Origin of the sequence: Pedobacter hartonius (assembly GCF_900107535.1) — a bacterium.
Lineage (GTDB): Bacteria > Bacteroidota > Bacteroidia > Sphingobacteriales > Sphingobacteriaceae > Pedobacter > Pedobacter hartonius.
In genome coordinates this window covers 28,101-53,844 of record NZ_FNRA01000011.1, presented here as the reverse complement: position 1 = coordinate 53,844, position 25,744 = coordinate 28,101, and the positions used below count along the sequence as shown (strand labels likewise).

General features: G+C 43.9%; 15 protein-coding genes. 1 reads left to right on the top strand and 14 read right to left on the bottom strand.

Annotated features, from left to right (window positions below):
- Positions 1-3,312 (bottom strand): SusC/RagA family TonB-linked outer membrane protein, encoded by a 3,312-nt coding sequence (locus BLW16_RS17480; RefSeq protein ID WP_090559007.1) that lies wholly within the window; start codon positions 3,310-3,312, stop codon positions 1-3.
- Between the two features lie 587 nt (positions 3,313-3,899).
- Between BLW16_RS17480 and BLW16_RS17475 the strand changes: the two genes are divergently transcribed.
- Entirely contained in the window at positions 3,900-5,195 is a 1,296-nt protein-coding gene (locus BLW16_RS17475; RefSeq protein WP_090559005.1) for an amidohydrolase/deacetylase family metallohydrolase, read from the top strand.
- Positions 5,196-5,279: 84 nt separating this feature from the next.
- Here the strand turns inward: BLW16_RS17475 and BLW16_RS17470 are convergent, their stop codons facing one another.
- From BLW16_RS17470 to BLW16_RS17415, 13 genes are all read right to left on the bottom strand, one after another.
- Positions 5,280-6,890 (bottom strand): amidohydrolase family protein, encoded by a 1,611-nt coding sequence (locus BLW16_RS17470; RefSeq protein ID WP_090559003.1) that lies wholly within the window; start codon positions 6,888-6,890, stop codon positions 5,280-5,282.
- Positions 6,891-6,914: 24 nt separating this feature from the next.
- Positions 6,915-8,414 carry a S10 family peptidase gene (locus BLW16_RS17465; RefSeq protein ID WP_090559001.1) on the bottom strand — a complete coding sequence of 500 codons (1,500 nt, stop codon included), beginning with the start codon at positions 8,412-8,414 and terminating at the stop codon, positions 6,915-6,917.
- Between the two features lie 62 nt (positions 8,415-8,476).
- Positions 8,477-10,816, bottom strand: a complete 2,340-nt coding sequence (locus tag BLW16_RS17460; protein WP_090559000.1) for a S9 family peptidase — start codon at positions 10,814-10,816, stop codon at positions 8,477-8,479.
- A gap of 12 nt (positions 10,817-10,828) precedes the next feature.
- Positions 10,829-12,256: a SusD/RagB family nutrient-binding outer membrane lipoprotein gene (locus BLW16_RS17455; RefSeq protein WP_090558998.1), complete on the bottom strand. Its 1,428-nt coding sequence runs from the start codon at positions 12,254-12,256 to the stop codon at positions 10,829-10,831.
- A 5-nt stretch (positions 12,257-12,261) separates the two neighbouring features.
- Complete coding sequence (locus BLW16_RS17450; RefSeq protein ID WP_090558996.1) at positions 12,262-15,462, bottom strand: SusC/RagA family TonB-linked outer membrane protein; 3,201 nt, start codon at positions 15,460-15,462, stop codon at positions 12,262-12,264.
- 472 nt (positions 15,463-15,934) lie between these two features.
- Entirely contained in the window at positions 15,935-17,350 is a 1,416-nt protein-coding gene (locus BLW16_RS17445; RefSeq protein ID WP_090558994.1) for an APC family permease, read from the bottom strand.
- A 96-nt stretch (positions 17,351-17,446) separates the two neighbouring features.
- The gene (locus BLW16_RS17440; protein WP_245735361.1) at positions 17,447-18,313 is read right to left on the bottom strand and encodes an AraC family transcriptional regulator; all 867 of its coding nucleotides are present in this window, start codon (positions 18,311-18,313) and stop codon (positions 17,447-17,449) included.
- 66 nt (positions 18,314-18,379) lie between these two features.
- Positions 18,380-19,624, bottom strand: coding sequence for an NAD(P)/FAD-dependent oxidoreductase (locus BLW16_RS17435; protein ID WP_090558992.1), 1,245 nt, complete (start codon positions 19,622-19,624; stop codon positions 18,380-18,382).
- A 32-nt stretch (positions 19,625-19,656) separates the two neighbouring features.
- Positions 19,657-20,658, bottom strand: coding sequence for a 4-hydroxyproline epimerase (locus BLW16_RS17430; protein ID WP_090558990.1), 1,002 nt, complete (start codon positions 20,656-20,658; stop codon positions 19,657-19,659).
- A gap of 3 nt (positions 20,659-20,661) precedes the next feature.
- Complete coding sequence (locus BLW16_RS17425) at positions 20,662-22,254, bottom strand: aldehyde dehydrogenase (NADP(+)) (protein WP_090558988.1); 1,593 nt, start codon at positions 22,252-22,254, stop codon at positions 20,662-20,664.
- 29 nt (positions 22,255-22,283) lie between these two features.
- The gene (locus tag BLW16_RS17420; RefSeq protein WP_090558987.1) at positions 22,284-23,201 is read right to left on the bottom strand and encodes a dihydrodipicolinate synthase family protein; all 918 of its coding nucleotides are present in this window, start codon (positions 23,199-23,201) and stop codon (positions 22,284-22,286) included.
- 148 nt (positions 23,202-23,349) lie between these two features.
- Positions 23,350-23,784, bottom strand: a complete 435-nt coding sequence (locus tag BLW16_RS23910) for a glycoside hydrolase domain-containing protein (RefSeq protein ID WP_217631595.1) — start codon at positions 23,782-23,784, stop codon at positions 23,350-23,352.
- Positions 23,785-23,795: 11 nt separating this feature from the next.
- Positions 23,796-25,613, bottom strand: a complete 1,818-nt coding sequence (locus tag BLW16_RS17415) for a GH92 family glycosyl hydrolase (protein WP_217631594.1) — start codon at positions 25,611-25,613, stop codon at positions 23,796-23,798.
- Between the last annotated feature and the right edge of the window lie 131 nt (positions 25,614-25,744).

Below are 25,744 nucleotides of genomic sequence, written 5' to 3'. Positions count from 1 at the left end.
TTAGAATTTAACATTTAGGTTCAAACCAATGGTACGTGTTCTGGGTTCACCAGCACCGGCAGTACCTGTAGCATTTCCAACGGATTGCTGCATTTCAGGATCAAGTCCTGCTGCTTTGGTTCTTTTATCTCTGTAAAGGATAGCGAGGTTACGTCCTACAATACCAATCGTTGCTGATTGTATCCCGATTTTATTCAGCTTCAGGGAAGGGATAGTATAGTTCAGAATCACCTGGCGAAGTTTCACGAAATCAGTACTGAAAGTCGAGATTTCTGAGATGGTATTACCTAAGTTGTTGTAGTAGTTATCCACATCTGCAACACCCCACAGTTTGCTGAATGGTGCACCAGTCTGGTCAACACCAGTTAACTGAACACCAGTGTCCCTGCCTGGTAAAGTTTCTTTTGTCAAACCGAACCTTGAAGCGTATAACCACATGTTGTTATAAGCCACAGCGCCAAATTTAGCGTCAAACAGTACATTCAGGGAGAACTTTTTGTATTTGAAATCGTTACCCAGACCTATTGTCCATGGTGGATTTGCAACGCCAAGATCTTTCTCTACACGTACTTCATAACCACTTGTTTTGTTATAAACCTGATTGCCGTTGGCATCTTTAAGTAAGCCCCATCCGCGGACAGTACCATATGGAAGACCTACTGCATTCAGTACCCTTACCTGGTTTGAAATACCTGTTCCTACTTCGATAGTTGTTAAACCCGGAGCAAGTTCTACGATTTTACTTTGGTTGTAAGCGAAAGGAAGGCTAACATTCCAGCTGAAATCTTTCGACTGAACAACAGTACCGCTCAGTAAGATCTCAATACCTCTGTTGGTTACTTTACCTACGTTGGTAAAACCTGCAATAAAACCTGAAGTTGGTGAGATTGTTGGTGCCAGCTGATCATCTTTTGTGACGCGGCTGTAATAAGTTGCGTCAAAGCTCAGTCTGTTTTTAAGGAAACGTACTTCAAAACCACCCTCTGTAGTATAGATACTCAATGGGCGGATACCGAAGTCAATCAGTGTATTGGTATTGTTTTGTACCGGCACACCGTTAAACGATGTTCCGAAGCTATAAGTTCTGTTGATCTGGCCCGGGGTTACAGTATTGCTACCCACTTTAGCCCATGAACCGCGCAGTTTTAAGAAACTGATCACTTCAGGTAATTTAACAATGTCAGACATAATTACACTCGATCCTACTGATGGGTAGAAGATGGAGTTGTTTCCGGCCTGTAAGGTAGAGAAAGTATCTTCCCTTCCTGTGAATGACAAATATACAATGCCTTTGTAGTCAAAATCTGCTGATCCGAACACGGAATTTGTACCAGAAGTACCCCTGTTTCTGTAAGGAGCAAGATCAGTATTGGGATTGATGGTAGCAAGGTTACTGATGTGGATAAAGTTAGGCACCTGGAAATTTACACCTCCAAGGTTTGTATTTAAGTCTGACAGTCTTTCACGGTTGGCACCAACCATTGCATTCACTTTAAAGTCTTTGAGGAACGTGGTATTGTAGTTCATCATTGCGTTAAAATTGGTACGGTCATTCTGGCGCTGTCCTGTGTTTAGGTACCCAAGTGGCGTATAAGCCGTACCAATCGGAACATAATCCTGCAGGTCAGTATAAGCAAAGTCCCTTGCAACAGTACCTTTAATGAACAAATTCTCCAGCAGGTTAATGCGGATACTACCGTTAGCAATCAAACGTTGTGTTTTATCACTGTTACCAGTGCTGTAAGCTACGAAGTAAGGATTTGATGCCGCCGGAACCGGGTTCCATTGGATTTCGTTTCCAAGTGCGTCAGTACCGTTTCCGTTAGGACCGGCTAAATTTCTAACGTCAACTGTATTTCCGAGCAGGTAAGTACCCCAGCTTGAGTTACGCTCTGCATAACCAACACCCGGTCTGTTTTTTGCGTCTTCTATATTGTATTGAATTGTAGACTCCAGGTTAATCAGGTTGTTTTTACCCATATTAGCCCTGGTGCTTAAATTTACTGTTTTTCTGTTGTAAGTTGAATTTGGTGTTTGTGCTTTTGAACTCAGGTCTGAAACTGATAACCTGAAATTCAACGCTTCGCTACCACCTGAAAAAGCTACAGTGTTTGTCCAGTCGCGGCTCAGGTTATAAAAGTTATTGATGTTGTTTTTTACACCTGTTGCGCTGTACGGACGTGATACGCCGTCAAACTGAATCACGTTAGATCCGTCTACTTTAGCTCCGAATGATAAACGGCCTGCGCTTAATGCTGCTGCCTGAGTTGCTGGTTTCACACCGTCTATACCCGATCCATATTCTTCCTGGAAATTCGGATAAGCTGAAGGACTACCATACACAATGTTTGAACTGTATTCAACACCGATACCTTTTTGGGCTTTACCGGATTTGGTAGTGATCAAAATCACACCATTTGCTGCCTGGCTACCATAAAGTGCTGCTGCTGCACCACTTTTCAGTACAGTGATCGTCTCGATATCATCAGGGTTAATGCTGGAAATACCGTCACCACGGTCAACGTTCAGACCAGTAGTGTTTGTACCTGCACCGCTGTTTCCAGAGTTGATCGGTAATCCGTTAACTACATATAAAGGCTGATTGTTTGCATTCGGGTTAATCGCTCCTGCTCCCCTGATGACCACGCGGCTTGAACCACCTGGTCCGGATGAGATCTGGCTGGCATCCACACCGGCAATTTTACCGGTAAGTGAGCTTGCTACGTTGTTCTCACGGGCTTCAGTTAGTGATGAACCTGCAACTTCAGAACTGGAATATACCAATCCTCTTCTTGCTCTTTTCACACCGAAGGCTGTTACTACAACTTCACTTAAACCTTTTGAGTCTTCAGCTAAAGTAACATTGATAGATGTTCTTCTGTTTACATCAACTTCCTGGGTTGCAAATCCTATGGAGGAAAAGATCAGGGTAGAGATGTCTGGTGCACTGATAGAGTAGTTACCATTGGCATCTGTAGTAGTTCCAACAGTTGAACCCTTCAATTTTACACTTACACCCGGCAGCGGGGCGCGTTTTGCATCCGTTACCTTACCAGTAATTACTACCGGAGGATTAGTAAAGCTATTTAATGCAAGCGCGCTTTCATTAAATGGTTTAGTGATATTAAATGAGGATAATTTATTAGCAGGTGCCGCAGCTACCTGTAACGTAGTGGCTAAAACCATTAGACCAGTAAATTTGATCACTCGTGATGGTTTTGAAGATATTATTGTCCTGATTTTCTCTTTAGAATAATTTTCATAGAGGTATACGCAGGCATCATTACATTTTTCATGTAAAAAATTTTTCATACTCTGGGTTTTTGGTGAGTGGCTATTAAGTTTTGTGATTTAAGAATTCGGAGAAGGTTGATGGTTACGCTGTATTGGGATTAAGCGCACATAACCGTCCGATCCAGGGGGATCTAACTGCTATTGGTTTCCATATTTATATATTTAGTTTAAGTTGATAATTCAATTCCTCAAATTCAAAGTGTCATTTTAACACTAAGATGAAATATTCAATGCCATTTTATCTATAAAATACAGCAAGGTCTATTACAATGAGAGCTGATATTATAAAAGTATTACTTTTTTTCAATAAAAAATATAAAAATTAAAATATTTAGTTTTTATATTCATCAAATAGCCAACGATTACTCGCTTTTATTATGTGATCATCAATCATATTGCCAGCAAATAACGAATATGATAATTATTTATTCTTACAGGTATTAGAATTATGAAATAAATAATAATGATACATCTTTTGGAAGTACTAATTTATAAAGAACCCGTTTTCTGGCGATCCATTTAATATCATTCCTGTTATAAATGCAATAATCCCAAATAATTTCTATTATTTCATCTTAAATAGAGAAAAACTAAAACTTAAGACCATGTATAAAATTAAATTCACCCTCTTTTCCCTGGTATTGCTGCTGATGAATACAGTTAGCGCACAAACTACCTATACATATAGTGTGGTAATAAAGGGAGGTCATGTGATCGATCCGAAGAACAAAATCGATGAATTAATGGATGTGGCGATCAACGATGGCAAGATTGTCATGCTGGCCAAAAACATTGATCCGAAACAAGGCAGACAGGTGGTAAACGCAAAGGGATTATATGTCACTCCCGGACTGATTGACCTGCATGTACACTTTTTCTGGGGCACAGACTTAGAAGGCACCTACAGAAACGGTCCGAATGCTTTACCGGCTGACGGCTTTACTTTCCCGGCAGGTGTAACCACCGTAGTTGATGCAGGATCTTCAGGATGGAAAACTTTTGAGACTTTTAAAAAACAGACGATTGACAGGTCGCAGACCAGGGTGCTCGCCATGCTGAATATAGTAGGTGAAGGTATGGCAGGTGGCCGTTTTGAGAACAATATCGAAGAAATGGATGCGCAGAAGACCGCGGAAATGGCAAAAAAATACCCGGAAATCGTTGTAGGCGTAAAACTTGCCCATTTCAGCGGGCATACATGGACGCCGACAGACCGGGCAGTTGAAGCAGCGCGACTGGCAAATATCCGTGTAATGGTTGATTTTGGCGGGGCCAAACCTTTTTTACCCCTCGATTCATTATTTAATGTAAAACTCAGGCCGGGAGATATCTATACACATGCCTTCGGCGGGAATCCTGAAGTAGGCGTAACCTCTGATAACGGAAGAGAACCTATAGTAGATCCGAAAACAAACAACTTAAAAGCCTTCGTACTTAAAGCACGAAAAAGAGGAATTATCTTTGACGTCGGTTTTGGCGGCGCAAGTTTCCTCTTCTCACAGGCAACACCTGCATTCAAGAGCGGATTTTTCCCTAATTCTATCAGTACAGATTTACACACCGGCAGTATGAACGGCCCGATGAAGAGTATGCCAAATATCATGTCTTTATTTATGGCAATGGGTATGCCTTTTAAAGACGTAATTGCAGCGAGCACCTGGAATCCTGCGAAAGAAATCAAACGCGAGGAGCTGGGAAACCTATCCGTTGGTTCGGTTGCGGATATCGCTATATTTAACCTGAGAGAAGGCAAGTTCGGATTTTACGCCAGGGATGGCAAGATTGAAGGCAAAAACAGGCTGGAAACAGAAATGACCATCAGAAAAGGGAATATTGTATATAACCTGAACGCTATCGCAGATCCGAATATCCTCGTTGGACAAAATCCAAGTCCACATTAATGGAAATTTATGGTGAATTTGACTCAAATTTAATAAACAACAAAGGCTGCGATGATCAGCCTTTGTTGTTTATTAAAACCTGTATTAATGTTCTTCATGCAGGTATAGCCCCGGCTGTAGTAATTTAAAGGTTGGATTGGCTTTTTTCTGATCAGCCACCATTTTCCTTACATCTTCCAGCAGTTTTTTAGCATCATAGACGATCCCGTCTTTAATGGTATACGAAACACCCCCAACACGTTCAACATCATTATTCGGCATTACTTTAATCACACCGGTTCCCAGTAAAGACTGGAGATTCACCAGCGGATTTTCTTTGGCAATGACAAAATCCGCAAGTTTACCTATCTCTATGCTCCCGATATTTTTTTCTTCCCCAATTGCTTCTGCACCGTTCATTGTCGCTGCCTTTATGATCTCCAGCGGATGGAAGCCCGCCTCACGAAGCAGTTCCATTTCCTGAGTATAGGCAAAACCATACAGGTTGAAGATAAATCCGGCATCGGTTCCAACAGTAACCCGGCCACCTCTGTTTTTATATTCATTGATAAAGGTCATCCACAGGCGGAAATTCTCTTTCCATTGTACTTCCTGCTCTGTGCCCCAGCTAAACCAGTACGAGCCATGTGCATTTCTGTTGGGCTGGTAGTAATTCCAGAGTGATGGCAGGGTATATTCTTCATGCCACTCCGCGCGTCTCTGGGCCATCAGGTTCCGGTTAGACAAATAAGCGATCATCGTTGGAGAAAGAGTAAAATCAAGTTTCAGCAATTCATCCATTACATCATTCCATTTCTTTGAAAATGGCGCAGCAGCCTGTTTCCAGAGCAGGCCGGCCTCGCCAAAACGGTCTTGCTCATTCATATAGTTATAATCGAGAGAGTAATTCTGGACAGTACGATCTGTAAACAATGCTTCAGGGAGTCCGTACCAGTGTTCCATGGCGGTCAGCCCCGCTCTTGCACTGTTCAGCACATTCCAGCTTCCTACATAGGTCTGGGAGTGGTGCATTTTAGAGCGTAATCCCATTTTCTTATTCTCATCCAGCGCAGCTGTCATGATTGCAGGTGTTTCTCCAAAGAATTTGATCCCATCGGAACCCATTTTCGCGTTATTACGCACCCACTCACGTGCCTGTTCAACGGTAGAGATCGGTGTTTTGCTCCCCATCCCAAAACGGGTATACTGTTTGATCCTTGGTGCGGTGATCAGGTTCCGGGCACTTTTGCGTTTCTGATCCAGCACCCAGTCTACCCCATTCATACTTCCCGCTTCCACAATTGTGGTCACGCCATGGGCCATATATAACTTATAAACATATTCTGCATCAGACACTTTATCACCACCGCCGATATGGACATGGTTATCAACAAAGCCCGGCATCAGATACATACCTTCCGCATTTAACTCTTTTCCGCCAGCCTTTAAAACAGGCCTGAGTTTTGGATCAGGAGGCGAACCCGGATTACCGAACTTATAAATACCGGCAATCCTGTTCTTCTCTACTACAATATCTACAGGCCCGTATGGCGGGGACAAGGTACCGTCAATAACGATAACACCCCTTATGATGAGTTGCTCCCAGGGGCCATCACCATCTTTACGGTCGGGCGCTTTCTTAGGTTGTGCATGTGCTGCACTGAGCTGCCATAGGCTACAGCTAATGATAAACAGGAATCTTAATGTGGCTTTCATCTAATAATAGTTAATGGTGATTATTTATTTACCTACCTGGTATTTTGCAGCCTGTCCTTTTTCAGGTATAGCTTTCTGGATAAATTCACGAAGGTCTTCATTCGCTTTGATGAGGTCTTCATACCTGAGGTACATCATGTGCCCGCTGCGGTATCCTTTCCAGTCCATACGGCCTTTCAGTTTGCCGCTTGGATCCAGCTGCCACATATTGTACTTTGCATTAAAATAATCACAGGCACCATCATAGTATCCTGACTGTACCAGCAGGTGCATAAAAGGGTTCATCGCCATTGCCTGTCTCAGGTTTTCTCCTGTTTGTTCAATATCTGACCCTTCACGTGTCCACCCTCTGGTATGACCAGCTACGAAGTACTCCAGATCTGTATGGTATTTGAGATAATTGGTATAATAATAGTTATTGGCTGGAGTGAAAAGGTGCTGCCATGTAGTATTCTCAGGGGAATAATCGGGCCTTCCTCCCGCATCGTCCCTGTCTACACCAAGGTAACGGGAATCCAGACGGCCGATCGTATAACCTTTATCCCTCAACAGTTCTTTCCAGAAGTAATTAGCCGGCACCGCGAGGTTATTTTGAAGGACGGCTTTCTCAGAGAGCCCGGTATACTTAGCCATCTTGGCAGCAACTCTTTTCTTGGTAGCTTCATCAAGAAATCCTCCCCTGGTTAATGCCGGGATCAGTTCATTGATAGTAAACTCTTCCACTTCGGGCAGAAAGGCTTCCAATTCCTTTTGCTGATATTCCGGAGGGAGCACTTTATGGAACCAGGCTGCTGCTGCGTAATATGGAACGTGATTTGCATATTCTACAGGGCCATCTCTTCTGATGCCGAGGTTTGTGGGCGAGACGAGTACAACTCCGTTGATATACATCCAGTGTTCCTGTTGCAGCTCATAGGCGAGACCGGCAACACGGGTAGTACCATAACTTTCTCCGACAAGGAATTTCGGGGATACCCATCTGTTCTTCCGGGTTACGAAGGTACTGATCCAGCGCGCAAGATATCTCAGGTCTTTGTTTACGCCAAAGAACGTTGAATCCGGTGTTCCTCCATAAGCTCTGGAAAAACCGGTATTCACAGGTTCTACATATACAATATCTGCAACATCAAGCAGCGAATAGGGATTGTCTTCGATCCCGTATGGCTGGATAGGAAAACCTTCTTTATCTACTTTAATACGGTGCGGGCCTGTATATCCCAGGCGCATCCAAAGCGCACCGGCACCCGGACCTCCGTTAAAAGAGATCACCAGGGGCCTGGTGGCGCTGTCTGCCACATCAGTACGTCTATAGTAGGTGTAAAATACACTGGCTATTATTTTATTGTTCTTATCCCATACAGGCTGCGTTCCGGTAGTCGCTTTAAACGCCACTGGTTTCCCTTTGATCGTTACCACATGCCTGGTTGTGACAGAAGAATCGGGATTGATCTTGATCCCATTAGCCTTTGCCTGCAGTGTGAACACTGTAAACATCAATAAATAGAAAGTAATTTGTCGTTTCATGTTAAAAGATTTAAATGATTTGTAATCATAATTTATTTGAAAATTGGTAGTCCGGGCCTCAATTAAAGGCCATTAAATAGTTTTAAAATACGTTTGTATTGATCAGTCCAGCTTACTTCATCCACAAAATCATGGCTTTCCAATGGATAAACAGCCAGTTCCCAATTGTCCTTTTTCAGCTCAATCAGCTTTTGGGTCAGGAGTACAATGTCCTGAAAGTTGACATTGATATCTACTATCCCGTGAGTCATTAACAGGTTGCCTTTTAGCCCTGCAGCAAAAAACAGGGCTGAGCTTTGACGGTAAGCTTTTTCGTCATTTACCGGTTCATTCAGGATGCCGGAAGTATAACCCTGGTTGTAATTAGACCAGTCAGTAACCGAACGGAGTGCAGCGCCGGATTTGAAAATATCCGACTGCGTAAACATGGCCATTAAGGTGAGGAAGCCACCGTATGAACCTCCGTAAAGTCCGATACGTGCCGGATCAACATTGTATTTGTCTACCAGCAGTTTTGCGCCATCAGAAAGATCTGTCATATCCAGACCGCCCATATGACGGTAGATTCCCGTCCTGAAATCCCTTCCATAACCTGAGCTGGCGGTATAATCAATATTGATCACGGTATAACCGCGGTCTGCCAATAAGTTGTTGAACATATATTCCTTATAATGATAGCTCCATCCGTAATGGACATTTTGCAGGTAACCATTGGAATGCACAAATACGACAGCAGGCCCTTTGCCTTTTGCATTGGCAGACTTAAACACCTGGGCATACACATCGGTCCCGTTCCTGTTTTTATAGGTAATCGTTTCAGGTATCTTCCATGGGTAGGCATCAAATTCCGCAGTGGTAGACTTTGTGACCTGTACAGGCGTAGCATTCGGCTCATTCTTTTGCAGGTAAAGTTCCCAGGGTTTGTTGATATAGGAATGACGCACAGCGAGCCACTTTTCATCCGGCGAAAGGAAGGTCTCATTTCCACCGTCTGTTGAAGTCAGCTGCACAGGATTCCCGCCGCTCACCGCAACCCGGTAAAAATGAACGATACCGGGATGTTTGATATTCGCGCTGAAATAAAAATTCCGGTGGTCATTCGACAGCTGCAATGTTTGCACCTCATACTTCCCGGAGGTGATCTGTTTTTTTGCAGTGGTATCGTTTACATTCACCGTATACACGTGTGAATATCCGCTCCGCTCACTCTGGTAGTAGAAAGTTTCAGCATTTACCCAACCCATGAGCACTCCGCGACCTATACCCGGACCGGCAACCCAGGCATCATCATGCTGCCTGTCAAGCAGGGTGACAGACCCGTTTAAAGGATCCAGCTTCATGATCCAGCGGTCCTTATGGTCATCAGACATGATATTAACTATTGCCATTGTACCTCCGGTGTTCCAGTAAAATCCTGTAACCCTCACCTTCCGGTCTTCATTTTTTGTCTGAAGTTCCTGATAACGGACAGGATATTCTTTCAGGTATCCCGGCAAATCCTTTATACCCGGAAGTGTTGCCATTGAGATCTGCCAGATAGTATCCCTTTGCCTGTCATAGATATAACTTTTAGCCATGCCCGCTGTACTGCCAACTTTCGTTCTGCCGGCGATATCTTCTGTATATCCGGAGCCTGTCACATAATCAGGCACAATGATATTCCTGTTTTGGGGAACAGCCTGTTCAGTGGTAAACGCTACAAAACGCATATCCGGGCCAATGCTCATGTCCGCAACAGTACCCTGGTTATCAATATTGAATGTTTTGGGATAACCTTTGCCTTCCTGTTTTTGCTGCCAGGCACGCTCGGCTGCACGGGAACGTACTATAGCAAAAGTTTGCTGCTGCTTTTCCCTGAGCCATCTGGCCTGACCGGTAAGCGATTCAGCAGCATCTTTCGCCTGCCTGAAATTCGTCAGTTGCCTTACTGCCCCACCAGAAACAGAAAAACTGTACAGGTTATTATTTCTGCGAAAAATGATTTCACTTTCATCTTTACTGAACACAGGGTTGCTCTCCTGCTCTGTTGTTTGCGTAACCTTCGTTTCGTTTCCTTTTTTCAGGTCTGCCAATACAATATCACCTGCGCATTCATAAATTACTTTTGAACGGTCCCGGGAATAACTTATTTGTTTTTTCTGCAGCACAGCAGCTGGTTCCGAAGTCCTTACAGGCTGATGGCCTCCGGCTGGAACCCGGTAAACCAATGGATGATCCTGGCCATCCGGGTTCCAGCTAAAACTAACTGCCTTACTGTCCGGGTTCCACTGAACCTGCCCGGGGACAACTCCCATCCATTTTTCGTTCTGCATAATTTTATCCACGGTTAATCCGCCTGCAACCTGTGCACTAAGTTTTCCCGTGAGCATGCCGATAAAGAAGAATATACAGAGGTACCTCATGATACAGCCTGGTTAATTGATATCCCAAAAAAGTTTTGTGGTCATCAGGTCTCCTCCAATCGCAGAGGAAGCCGCAGCCCAGTTTGCAGTATTTAACGTTTGTTCCGAAGTAGGATAAAGCAATCTCTTTGGAACCACATTGATAAATGCCGCCACCGGAGCCTTTAACTCCGGATAATCCAGCCTGCGGTATTCTGTCCATGCTTCATATCCCTGGTTATAGAGTGCAATCCATTTTTGTATACCGATTTTCCTTTTCCATGGCCCCGCTGCGGTTTGGTAAGCCACTTGGGGCAATCTGAGGTAAGTATCTATTCCGCTTACACCATAGTAATTGAAGGAAGCTGTGACCGCTGCATTGTAATGTTGTTCTGCAGTGCCTGTTGCACCCGGTATTCCGCGTTCTACGGCTTCGGCCAGCAAAAATTCAACAGTAGCATAATCCAGCAGGATAGAAGGTACTGTTGGCGTATAAAACAAATCACCAAAATGCGAATAACGGCTATATTCAACAGGCAGTCCGTAAGGTGCGCCTACAAAGGCACCTGCCACTGTGGTGAAATAAACTGCCCTTCTTGGATCAGCAACTGCGTTCATCTGGTCTACCAGTGGTGCAGCAGCAACAAAATCCTGACGGTTACCTACCGCTAAATCTACCCATAGTGGGTTGGTGTTTGGCTGCGCGGTGAGATAAGTAAGTTTAGCATTTTGCGTATTAGCAGTAAACACACCGGGGATAGCAGCCTGAATGGTTGTCGTACCCAGCTCCGGCAGGGCATCAATGATCCGCATCCCCATCTGAAGTTTCATGGAATTGGCGAAACTTCTCCAGTTGGTTACCGACCCGCTATAGATCAGATCCGAAGTACCAAAGCTGGTTCCTGAGATATCCAGTTTAGCGATCGCCGCGTTCAGGCGGCTGATCAAGTCAGTATATACCTCTTTCTGATCCTCATATTTAGGCAGCACATTATCAATAACAAGGGCCTGTGTATAAGGAATGTTCCCAAATGACTCCACCAGTCTTGTATAGGTATACACATTCATGATCTCAATAATAGCGAGCTGATTTTGCTTCTGTTTGGTTGCAGCATCGGTGAGCGGGCTAACTGCTTCAATGTTTCTTTTGCTTTCATCCAGGTTTTTCAGCACATTCATATAAACGCTGGTCCAGTTGAACTGGGCAAAATAGTTTGAGCCCTCATTATAGGTATTAGCGGAGATCTGTTGTGCAAAGAACCTGCATATCGTCCAGGGCGTTCCTGAGCTACCATAAGTAAGGTCCGACATTGCACCTGCCATTTCCTTTTCTGCATAGGCAAAGAAGGTTTCGCCTCCTGCTGCCGTAGCATCTTTAACATTCACATTTAGTTTTTCCAGGTCTTTAGAGCAGGAAGTAAGAACTGCGATTAAAGACAATATGATGATAATTCTTTTCATGCTATTTAAAATTGAAGTTTAACATTTAACCCAAAATCCCTTGTTGTAGGCAGTGGGCCTAACTGGTATCCCTGGATATTACCGGCACTTAAACCCGATTCAGGATCGGCATAGGGCAGGTTTTTATGTATGATCCATAAGTTGGATCCCACAGCAGAAATGCTGAGCCCGCGCACCCTTATTTTTTTCAGGAAGCTTGCATTTACTTTATAAGTAATGGCCACCTCTCTCAGCTTCACATAAGTTGCATCATAAATGTAAAGTGCCTGCGGGCCTTTCACAATACCAAGAGCATTGTTATAGGTGTCCATCCTTGTTCTCACCGCATTTGGAGATCCGTCGGGAGCAACACCTCCAAGGATGATACCTCCTCCATCAGCGAGAGAGTTTCTTACCGGGTTACCAAGGTCATTCAGTCCGACAGTATTTTCGTACAATCCGGAACGGTAACCCTGGGCCATATCACTGGAGAAAATATCTCCGCCCTTCTGCATATCAATCAGGAAGCTCAGGCTTAAGTTCTTATACCTGAAACTGTTGCTGACGCCGCCTTTCCAATCCGGATTTACATCCCCAATCACATTGTTAAACGTCGAGGTTTTTGCGTACTCTCCGGTGGTCTGGTTAATCACGCGTTTTCCATTCAGATAAATAAAATCAGCCCCTTTTAAGGTTCCGTAAGCCTCACCTACCGTGGCATTCAGCGTAACCGTACCCCTGAATGAACCCAGCTGAAGGTTGTCCACCCCCTCAAACAGTGATACTACAGTATTCTTATTTTTTGCCCAGTTCACCTTCACATCCCAGCTAAAGTCTTTACTGGTAACCGGTGTTCCGGAGAGGACAACCTCCACACCTTTATTTTGTACTTCTCCAGCATTTACATACTTGGAGGTATAACCCGTTGTTGAAGATACCTCAACCGGGATGATCTGATCTTTGGTATTCGTTTTATAAACCGAGACATCAAGTCCCAGTCTTCTTTTCAGGAATGACATTTCCAGCCCTGCCTCATAACTCTGGGTAGATTCAGGCAAAAGACTGGCGTTGTTCTTCGTTGTATTTACCGCATATAACGGGACCGATCCGAAAGGGGTTGGTTTTTGCAGGATATCGGTCAACCTGTTTGCCGGGGCACTACTTCCTACTTCAGCATAGTTCAGTCTTAACTTACCAAAATTGATGAAATCACTTTTCAGCAAATTAGAAAAGATGAAACTCGCTGCTACAGACGGGTAGAAAAACGTGCTGTTATTTTCCGGTAAAGTAGAAGCATGGTCACTTCTTCCTGTTACATCCAGGAAGTAAGTATCATTATAACCCAGGGAAACCAATCCGTATATTCCATCCACGCCCAGTTTTTCAGCAACCTCAATAGGGGCCGCCGGTGCGCTGACAGAATTGGAAACGGAGAACAGACCGGGAACGATCAAGCCGCCGTTAGTTTCCATAAATACTGTTCTCAGGTCATTTCTACGGATATTTGTTCCTACTACGCCACTGATGTTCAGTTTTTTTGTAATGTTTTTGTTGAAGTTTAACATCAGGTCATAGTTTGATTCCATAAAATCAATATCCTGCCTGGTGTAACGGCCAACCTGGCCAGTCGTGCCGGTATTCGTACGGTCTTCCTGTAAATACGAGTATGTATCAACAGAAACGCGGCCATCCGCAGTTAACCAGTCTGTAAGTTTATATTTCAAACCCAGGTTACCATAAAAACGTGTACGGGTATCAGATTCATAATTTTCATACCGGGTCCAGTAAGGGTTATCTATCGTTCCACCGATGAAATTGGTAATATTTCTTCCTGTTGAAAAATAAGCATCCTTCAGCTGTCCGAGATCCACATTGTTTTGCCACCACTGGCGTACAATGGCGGAATAATTTCCACCACCAGAACCCGATTCATTACCTGTAAGGTTTCTTCCGACTACGTCTGCTTTAGAGAAATTACCACTGCCGTTTACCGTCAGACGGTCATTGATCTTAAAGGTGTTGCTCATAGAAAAGTTATTTCTCTTGATATCACTGTTAGGCAATAGCCCTTTTTGGTTCACATTGGTATAAGAAAAGCGATAGTTTCCACCGTTATCTGTACTGCCGGCCATGGAAATGCTGTTTGTATTGGTCACAGGTGTTTCAAAAAATGCATCAGGGCCATTCTTAGGCGCTACCCAGGGGGTTGCCACATGGTAGGTAGCCAGGGCAGGATCAAAGGCATTCCACTGATATACCAAAAGTGAAGGATCATAGGCCGCTCCGAATGAACCATAAGCATTAAAGGCAGGTACAAGGTCAAGTACACCATCTCCGTTCACATCCTGCGAATTAAAGAACTGATCCCTGTTTGGCCCATATATTTTTTCATAACCACTGCCATATTCCTGCTGAAACTTAGGCCAGGTAGATTTATCTATTACACCAATAGTAACTCCTGAGCTCAGTTCTATCACAGGCTTTCCTTTTCCAGCTCCTTTTTTCATGGTAATAATGATAGCTCCATTGGCTGCGCGCGATCCGTAAAGGGCAGTAGCAGCTGCGCCTTTCAGTACGTTCATAGATTCCACATCGTCGGGGTTAATATCCGAGGCAAGGTTTCCGAAATCATATCCTCCGCCGGCACCCTGCTGGTCAGCAGAATTAAAGGTAGAGTTGCTGACAGGTACACCATCCACCACAAACAGAGCCTGGTTATTTCCGGTCAAAGAGGTATTACCCCGGATCACAATGTTCGTTGATCCACCAAAGTTGTTGTTCCTTTGTACCTGTACACCGGCTGCTTTTCCGGATAAGCTATTGGTAATATTGGAAGTAGGCACCTGGTTCAGGCTTTCGCCGGAGAGTTCCTGGCTGGCATAACCCAGTGATTTTTTCTGTCTTGAAATTCCCAGTGCGGTAACAACAACTTCATTCAGCTTATTTTCTTCATTTACCAAATTGATGTTGTAAACGGAACCTGTGGTAACTGGCATCCTTACAGTTGAGTAACCTATAGAGGTTACAATCAGGGTAGTCCCGGGCGCAGCCTGAATCCTGAACTTTCCGTCCTTGTCAGTCTGTGTTGCAGTCCCCGTTCCTTCCAGCACGATGGAAACACCGGGGATTGCTCCTCCTGTGTCTTTGACGGTTCCGGTGATCAGTTTAGTTTGCGCTTCTGCCTTGGCAAAGGCAAAAAACAGTAAAAAGAGTAGTATTTTTTTCATATTTCAGCGGTTTGAATTAAAGTACTATAATAAAGGTTTAGGATAAGCGCATTAAATTGTGATCGGATAGATTATCAGAAGGAAAACAATCTAATTTACCTAGAATTCGAGGCTGAATTTTACATTTTTTACCAACTATATATCATATTTTAGCCTATTATAATATTTAATACCTAAAAATCAGATAATAAATATTCACATATAACAAATAAGATTTAAAAATTATAATATATATAGATTATAAAATACGATAATCACATTAATTGATAATATATAACCATAATAAAGGTAAACATCATAAATTAGCACAGATTTTCAGCTAAAAAAAGAAATTGCCTGGCTTTTATCGACAATTAACGATGTGTTAATCAAAAAAAACCAGGCAATACAACAAAAGAGAATATTTTTTATCACATATTGCTGCAGACCTGCAACACTGAGGGTGGAAACAATAATAAGTGTAAGCTAGCAGTTATTCATTTTTAGCAGACTTTCCTTTAATCAGATAATAGACCGGAATACCGATAACGGTAATAATCAGGCCCGGCCATGTAAACTTCGGTTTATAGACAATCAGCAGTAAACAAAAAGCAAGTCCCATCAGGATATAGATAATTGGCAGAATAGGATAACCAATAGCTTTGTAAGGTCTGTCTGCATCCGGACGTTTCCTGCGCAGGATAAATATTCCGCAGATCGTCAGTATATAAAAGCCTACCACAACAAAGGAGATCATATCCAGTAAATCGCCATAGCGACCACTAAAACACCATAAACAGGCAATAAGGCACTGTACCCAAAGCGCAAAACCCGGAACAGCATTCGTATTGAGGCTCGCCGCTTTCTTAAAGAACAGCCCGTCAGTTGCCATGGAGTAGTACACCCTGGCGCCCGACATGATCAGTCCATTGTTACAACCGAAAGTAGAGATCATGATCATGACAGCAATGATCACAGTACCACTTGCCCCAAAGATCACATGACTGGCTGCTACCGCTACACGATCTTTATCTGCTCCGGCAATCTCAGGTAAAGTGAGTACGCCGGTATACATTACATTCGTAGTCACATAAATGATAGTCACAACGAAAGTGCCCAGCGCTAAGCTAAGACCAATATTACGTTTCGGATTCTTTACCTCACCCGCTATAAAGGTTATATTATTCCAGGAATCACTGCTGAAAATAGAACCTACCATTGCCGCAGCAACCGCACCCAATGCAGGAATAAATGTATATTCACTTCCTTTAACCCCGGAAGGCAATAATTTATGTATATCCAGCGTATTAGTCCAATTGGCCTTCCAGACCTCTGTTTTCAATGCCCAGAACCCAAAAATGATCAGGCCGCCAAGACTTAATATTTTTACGATGGTAAAGGTGGTCTGGATCATCTTCCCGCTTTTCACCCCCCGGGTATTGAGATACGTAAGAAAAACAATTACACAAACGGAGAGCAGCTGGGCAGGAGAAATAGTGACGGCACCGAGATCCACTAATACGAGATCTTCACTGAAAATTGGAAAGATATAAGCGGTAAATTTTGCAAACGCCACTCCCACAGCGGCAATAGTTGCCGTCTGGATTACTGTAAAAAAGCTCCATCCGTAAAGGAAACTGACTAAAGGATTATATGCTTCTTTGAGATAAACATACTGTCCTCCTGCTTTAGGGAACATGGCACTCAGCTCTCCGTAACTTAGGGCTGCTGCAAGTGTCATGAAACCGGTGATCACCCAAACCAGGATCATCCATCCTGAACTCCCTACGTTCCGTACAATATCTGCACTTACGATGAAGATTCCGGAGCCGATCATACTCCCCGCAACAAGCATTGTTGCATCGATTAGCCCTAGAGATGGCTTAAATGAAGTTTTTTGTTCTTCCATTAGATTAAATTGGTTTGCTGAACTCAAAAATACCCGAATACGATCCGAAAAGTATTCCATATTTAATCAATCATTGACCGATATTAACCAATGTCATTAATATTGTTCTTTGTAATTTCGTGGGCTTTTGCCGGTTATCGATTTAAATACCCTGTTGAAGTTGGCAATACTGTTAAACCCGCAGCCATAAGCTATCGAGGCAATTCCATTATGAGAGCCGCTCATCAGCTGTTTGCAGGCTTCATTGATGCGCACTTTATTCAGAAAACTGACCAGGGTATAACGGGTATGTTTTTTAAAATAACGACAGAAAGCATGCGGTGTCATAAATGCCTGTTCTGCCACTTCCTCTAAAGTAAGATCCTTATTGTAATTCTGAATGATATAATTATAAATGGAGGCCACACGCATCCCTTCGTTATCATTGATGGATTTAGGAAAGGTATCTACTGTTAATGGTTCGAGACCTTTTACGTCGCTCAATGCTTTTAGCAACTGTAAAAACTGCATCAACTGATCTATGCCATCAGAATTCAGCAGGCCTGTTAACCTGCCTGACACATCCGAAAACAGTTGAGGGGGAACCTTAAAGCCACAGTTATATGCATCCAGAAAATGCTGTACGTTTCTCATCTCAGGTAAATCGAATAAAGCGGCCAGCTTATCCGTCGGATTAAAAAACACAGTAACTGTGCGTATCTTCTTCGTGCTGTCGCCAGAAAAATATTCAGGATCACTTTTAAATACATGAGGCATATTAGCTCCAAAAAGGTAGATTTCCCTGGCATGAAACAAATGCATATTCATTCCTGCAACCAGTGTACCCTCCCCTTCCTGTATCCAGGTTAGCTGTATTTCTTTATGACGGTGCAAATGCGTATAGAAATGAGGCATATCCTCAGTCTGAACCATGATTGTCTTGTCATGAGAAGCCGGTATAGTAAAGGGGAGTACTTTCATCATCAAAATATACAAAAAACTTAAGGGTCGTCAAAACAAAAAATCTAAAAAACACTGATATATAATATATTAGCTATATCTGTCTGGCGAAAACGGTTGAATATCCATGGAAGGTGGTGTTCCATTCACCAGTTCGCTCAGCAGCATTCCTGTAGCAGGACCGAGACTTATTCCCATCATGCCGTGCCCGGTGGCGACAGTCAAATTATGCAGGGCCTTACTGTTGCCCAGATAAGGCAACCCGTCCGGAGAGCAGGGCCTGAAGCCAAACCAGATATCTTTTTTCTCAGGCAGATCCGGCTGAAAACCGGGAAGGTAGGCAGGGATAGATTCTACAATTCCTTTCACTCTATTTATATGAATACGGTCATTGATTGCATCGATCTCCATCGTACCCCCAAAGCGTATCTTTCCGCCCATAGGCGTCACTGATACCTTCGCTTCACAAAGCAGCGCAGCGATATGCATATTCTTTTGTGTGTTCTCAACCATAAAAGAATATCCTTTACCAGGCATCAGCGGGATTTTAAACCCTGCCCGTTTTGCAATTTCGGGCGACCAGGAGCCAGTGGCCAGTACGTAATGATCTGCCGCATATTCCTGCCCCGCAGCAACAAGCAAGGTAATTTTACCTTTCTCATGTACCATCTTTGTCACTTCCGCGTTCTTAAGAATTTCCACACCGCTCTCCAGCAGGTTCCTTTGCAAAAGTGCCAGGAGCAGGTTTGGATTAAGATGGGCATCACAACGGTAATGAACTGCGCCTTTTACATTGAGCTCCAAACCGGGCTGCAGTTGCCTGGCTTCAGCAGCGGATAACGAAACTGCATCCAGGCCCAGTGCCCTTGCCTGCTCAGCGGTATGCAGTTCTTCTTCCTCAACCTTTTCTGTTTTATACAACATCAGGATTCCGTTATTGGACAAGCCGAAGTCGCCAATTTTAGCTGTAAGATCAGCATAAAGCTCCTTGCTCAGCAAAGAGATATCACGTAATGGTACTGCAGCCTTTGCGGCCTGCTGCTGGTTTGCGCTCTTCATAAACTTTAGTCCCCAGCTCAGCAGGGCCGGATTAAGCGAAGGCCTTACATAAAAAGGGCTCCGGCTATTGAACATCCACTTTATTCCCTTTTCCAGCATGCCCGGAGCTGCCAGGGGAACAAAATGACTTGGAACGATCATCCCGGCATTACCAAACGAACAATTATCACTGAGATTGCCTTTTTCCAGTACAGTCACCTCCCAACCGGCCTGACGGAGATAATAAGCAGAACTTAATCCGATAATTCCAGCACCTATAACAATTGCTTTAGCCATTATTGATATAATTTATGATCTCATGAATAATTTTACAGTACCTGAAAACCCCTGGCATACGGATCATCATCATCAATTTTAATCGTATTGTAACCATATACCTTTGCCCATCCCTCAATACTGGGGATAATCGCAGTGCGGCCATGGAGGTCAACCAACTCTTCCACCCTGCCCGTGAATGTACTTCCTATGATACTTTCATGGATAAAGACATCTCCCTTCTTTAATTTGCCTTTGGCGAACCATTGTGCCATACGGGCCGAGGTGCCCGTTCCGCAGGGCGATCTGTCAATAGCTTTATCGCCATAAAAAACGGCATTACGCGCAGTAGCCAGTGATGATTTGGTTTCACCCGCCCAGAGCACATGCGTACAACCCTTTATTGTAGGATTATCAGGATGTACAAAACTGTATAATGAATTGATCTGCTTACGGATCTCCCTGCTCCAGGAGATCAGCTGATCAGCTGCATAATGATCAATTCCCTTAAAATTTGGCTGAGGATCAATGATGGCATAAAAATTACCACCGTATGCCACATCAAAAGTCAGCATGCCCAGATCAGGGCATGCTACCTCCAAACCTTCCGAATCCAGATAGGAGGGTACATTGGTAAGTTTTACCGAAGACACTTTATTGTTCTCCTGCTGGTATTCAATATGTACCAGACCTGCGGGAGCTTCCATTTTAACTATCCCCGGAATTTTCGGAATAATCAGCCCTTCCTCAATAGCGATAGTGATCGTTCCGATCGTACCATGCCCGCACATCGGTAAACATCCGCTTGTCTCAATAAAGAGGACAGCAATATCATTTTCGGGATCATGGGGAGGATAAAGTATGCTGCCCGACATCATATCATGACCACGCGGCTCAAACATTAACCCCTGCCTGATCCAGTCAAATTCTTTCAGGAAATGCTGTCTTTTTTCGCTCATGGTTGCCCCTTTCAGATTGGGGCCGCCGCCGGCCACCAGTCTGACCGGGTTGCCGCATGTGTGTGCATCTATACAAAAAAAGGTTTTACTTGACATATCTTAGTTGATCATGGATGAGTTTGTCATGGATTGATTAACCATTCGCCAGATCCCCAGCGGGTTTTCCTCCTGCAAAGCAGCGGGCAATAATTTACCGTCCCAGTTCTGCCAGCTGAAGGGGCGCACAAAACGGCGCACAGCCGTAGTGCCCACTGAAGTAAAGCGGCTGTCATTCGTAGCAGGAAAAGGGCCGCCATGCTGCATTGCTGCACAAACCTCAACGCCGGTAGGCACACCATTCAGCAATATCCGTCCGCAAATATCTGCTGCTTTATCCAGTAAAGCCTGGTAGCTGTCGAGCTCTGCATCCTCAGCCATGACTGAAACGGTCAGCTGACCACCAATACTATCCAGCACCTGCTCCATTTCCATGTTGTTTTCAGCAATAACGAGCAGTGACCAGGGGCCAAAAATCTCTTCTTTAAGTTTGGGGTTCGCTATAAAATCTTTTGCTGAAACCTGGGCAATCATTCCTCCTGCCTGGTTTTGTGCGCCTTCAGCAGAAACCTGAGACCTCATCACCAGCGTAACACCCGCTTCTCTGAGCATCTCTGCTGAAAGCTTGTGGTAATTACTGCAAATTGCCGGAGTAAGCATAGCTGCAGAAGGTATTTCAGCAATCTTTTCAGCAAGCGTATCCTTAAAACGTGTCAGTCCGTCAGAAGCGGTACCAATCAGCAAACCCGGGTTAGTACAAAACTGACCTGCACCCATCGTAATAGAAGCAGCATATTGTTCTGCAATTTTCTCAGCCCCGGAATGCAGTGCATCAGGCAATAATAAAATAGGATTGATACTTCCCATCTCTGCGAAAACCGGAATAGGTACTGCTCTTTCAGCAGCCAGTCTCGTCAGCGCCATACCACCTTTAAAGGAGCCGGTAAAAGTAACAGCCTTTGTTTTTGGATGCTGAACCAGTGATGCACCAATTTCAAATCCGTTATCGAACAACATAGAAAACACTCCCGGTGGCATACCGGTAGAAATTACAGCCTTTTGAATTGCCGAGGCCACAAGGGCACTCGTCCCCGGATGGGCAGCATGCGCTTTGACAATCACAGGGCAACCCGATGCCAGGGCTGAAGCTGTATCACCACCGGCAACTGAAAATGCCAGCGGGAAATTACTGGCGCCAAAAACAACAACCGGGCCAAGCGGCACCAGCATTCTTCTCAGGTCTGGCCTTGGCGCAGGCTGCCTTTCAGGCAACTCATGGTCAATAATAGCTTCTACCCATGAACCTTCCGCAACCAGGTCTGCAAACATATTCAGCTGTGCAACGGTTCTTCCTCTTTCTCCCTGAATTCTGCCCAATGGCAAACCACTTTCCGCACAGGCCCTTTCAAGAAGGATAGTGTCCAAAGCCAGGATTTCTTTTGCAATTGTGCGCAGAAAATCTGCTTTAAGATCCTTATCTATATTTTTATAAGTGATAAAGGCATTTGCGGCAAACAGTAGTGCATCATCCACATGTTTCTTCTGAGCAGGGAAAAATTCCCCGTCAAGAACCTCTCCTGTTAAAGGATTTACCGCTCTGAATGCTGAAGTTGCTGCCTCAGCATATTCATTTCCCACTAAATTCTGTCCGTTCATTTTTATGAATTAAATATGTTGTGCTGTGGTTATCCCCAGCTTCCTTCAGGCAATACAGGTCTTACTGCCAGCGCATCGTTGATCACTTTCAGTACCTGTTCACGTTCCTCTCCGGTAATTACCAGACGTGGTGCGCGCACGTATTCTGTTCCCGTTCCTGTTGCTGCCTCAGCAAGTTTAATATACTGTACCAGTTTGGGTTGAATGTCAAGGTCAAGCAGTGGCATAAACCAACGGTAAATTGCTACAGCCTCCTCATTCCTGCCTGATTTTGCCAGACGGAAAACGGCCACTGTTTCCTTTGGAAATGCATCCACCAGACCGGCTACCCAACCATGGGCCCCTACTAATAAACTCTCTAATGCTAATGGATCGACACCTGTAAAAATCTTGTAGCGCTCTCCAAAACGATTGATCATCCGCGTAATGTTACTCACATCACGGGTGGATTCCTTTACAGCAGTAATATTACTATATTTTTCGAGTTCAGCAAACATGTCAAGTGTAACATGTATCTTATAATCAATAGGATTGTTATAGATCATGATCGGCAAAGTAGTGCTTTCTGCAACTGTGCCAAAATAGGTAAGTGTTTCCTCTGAAGAGGCATAATAGCGGAGCGGAGGAAGCAACATTAATCCGGAAGCACCCAGCTCTTCTCCTTTTTTTGCATGATAAACAGCAACTCTTGTTGCCTGCTCAGCGATACTAAAGATTACCGGTACCCGTCCGGCCACAGTTTTAACAGTTTCAGCAAGCAGAATAAATTTTTCTTCCTCAGATAAGGTACTGGCTTCTCCAAGAGAGCCTCCAATAACAATACCATTTACACCCGCCTCAAGCTGGGCTTCTATTCCTCTGTTGCATGCATCAAGATCAAGTTCTTCTTCTGAGGTAAATTTAGTAGTGATTGCAGGAAAGACTCCTGCCCAAAAATCTATATTCATAACTGCGTTTTTATTTCAAAATTAGAGTTATGAAACTTGATTATTACTTGAAAATTACCGCATATTGGTTAGATTTTAACATATAGTATAATTGAAAGATAACAATTATTTTAGCCTGCCCGAAGAGCCCTTACAGCGGAATTACTCATTAACCCCCCCAGCTCTTATTTGGCAACGGGCCCATTTCAAGTTCGAGCGTACCGCCAGCCGTTAGCTGAGCGTGAGTAAACCATGGTGTAGTCAATGCCTTACCATCAAATTTTGCACTTTGAATATATTTATTAACAACAGAGCTGTGATTGGCGATGATGCGAAAGGTTTTGCCACCGGGCAGGTCGATATTCACTTTTTCAAAAACAGGACTGCCAATTGTATATACCGGATTACCTGGTGTAAGCGGATAGAAACCCATGGAAGAGAATACGACAAAAGCACTCATTCCACCGCCGTCCTCATCTCCTGGAATACCGAATACATTATCTTTAAACCAGGTATCGAGCAGGAAACGTATCCTGCGCTGGGTTTTCCAGGGTGAGGTATAGTTGTACAGGTAAGGGATGTGAAAGCTGGGTTCATTACCCATTGAATACTGCCCTACAATACCTGTAACATCCGGGAACTTAGCCTGGATGCATATTTACTACGGCCCAGCGGCTCGCGGTAAAGCTGATCCAGCTTATCTTCGAATGCGGTCTTGCCGCCAAACAAGCCGATCAATCCATTGACGTCCTCCTGAACCTGCCATAAATAGGTCCAGCCGTTGTTCTCATCATAATAATCTCTGCCGCCCATACCGCCATCAAACTTCGGATCAATATTAATCCAGTTTCCTTTGGCGTCTTTTGGCATGAACATTTGCTTTTTGGCATCCCATAAATTTTTATAGTTCTGGCCCCGGGCACTAAATCTTTTAAAATCCGCTGTTTTCCCCAGATCTTTTGCCAGCTGACCCAGTGCCCAGTCGTCATAACTGTGCCCCAGCGTAATGGCAACAGCCTGGCGCTTTTCAAAATCATGTACCGCCGGGTTAGTTTCCTTTTCACCAATATGCAGTGCAGGGAAAAATCCATTTTTATAATAAAAATCGTCCAGATCGGTTTTAGGCCCGTTCTTCCAGGGCAACATCGTAGCGGCAGTAGCATTCTTAAACACGCCTTCATAAGCTTTAGCTACATCATAATTTCTTAATCCTTTGCGGTAAGCATCCAGAAAACTGACCGTAGAGTGGAATCCGTTCATACAGGCATGATCGCCAAACAATACGGGAAAGGTAGGCATCCAGCCGCTCTGTTCATACATATGTACATATGAGTTGAGCATATCTTCTTCCTGTGAAGGGTTAAGTATCGTTCTGAGCGGATGTAGCGCCAGATAGGTGTCCCACACCCAGTCGTCAACATAAAACGGCCTGTCAGATTGGTGGATCTTGTTATCAAAGCCGCTAAAATACCGGCCATCCTCAGTGATATCTACCATGCGTTCAGAACTCCGGTACAGCGCAGTATAAAAAGATCTTTTTTGGGCTTCTGTACCGCCATCGGTTTTGATCTGGTTGATTACATCAGACCAGGCCTTTTCGCCTTTTTTCTTTAGCGACCCGAAGCTCTCAGATTGAAATTCCTTATCAAAGTTTTTGCGGGCCTGTGCTGCGCTAATGTACGATATTGCATATTTAAAGGTGATTTCATTTGCTCCGTTTTGGGGAAACGTAATCCAGGCCCTGATATCTTTGCCATTTGCAGAACGTTCTTCTAACAGCTGGTTACCTTTCACCGTACCTACAGTTGCACCCGTATTAAAAACACCATATAAATATACTTTGATATTCTCATGATAGGTTTCTACTCCCGTTATCTCGCTGTCCGAAATAAACTTAAATTCACTTTCACCTTCATTATATACACCCAGCAATAAAGATCTGGGGCTGTTTGCTTTAAAACTGAATTGATAATAGCCCACTTTTTTACCCGGCACAAATTCTACTTTAATATCATTGTCAACCAAATAGGTTGAATAATACCAGGGGCGGGTGACCTCCAAATCGTAATCATAGGCCATTTTGCCTTTCCAGCTGTTGATATCTGGTACAGTATTGACAGGTTTAAGGGAAAAGACCTCACCCAGGCGATGGGAAACAATGTTCAGCGGAAAGCTGGAGATCTGGTCATCCATATAATCTTTCCTTTGCGGAAACATCCTGATCATCTGATTGGGAAGCTGAATAGTTGGCCGCGTTGGCTCTAACAGCTGTCCCACGTTACCAATCCGTGGATCTACATATTTTAGGTTACCACTGCCGCCGTTGTCATTTTGTGTTTCCTGTGCAGAAGCAGTGCTGCTGATATTTAATATCAATACCAAGATAAAAATTGGCTTCCAATTTAAAGTGCTCTCAAAGAAGTGTCTGGTCATTTTTAAGTGTTTACTCTTTCGCCGGAATTACAAATACGCTTCATACAAACTAATATTATTTAGTTTTTGAATATACAGGTTTTTTGTACCAAGCTGACCCTGAGATTGTAAATACTTTGTTTCTTCCTGCA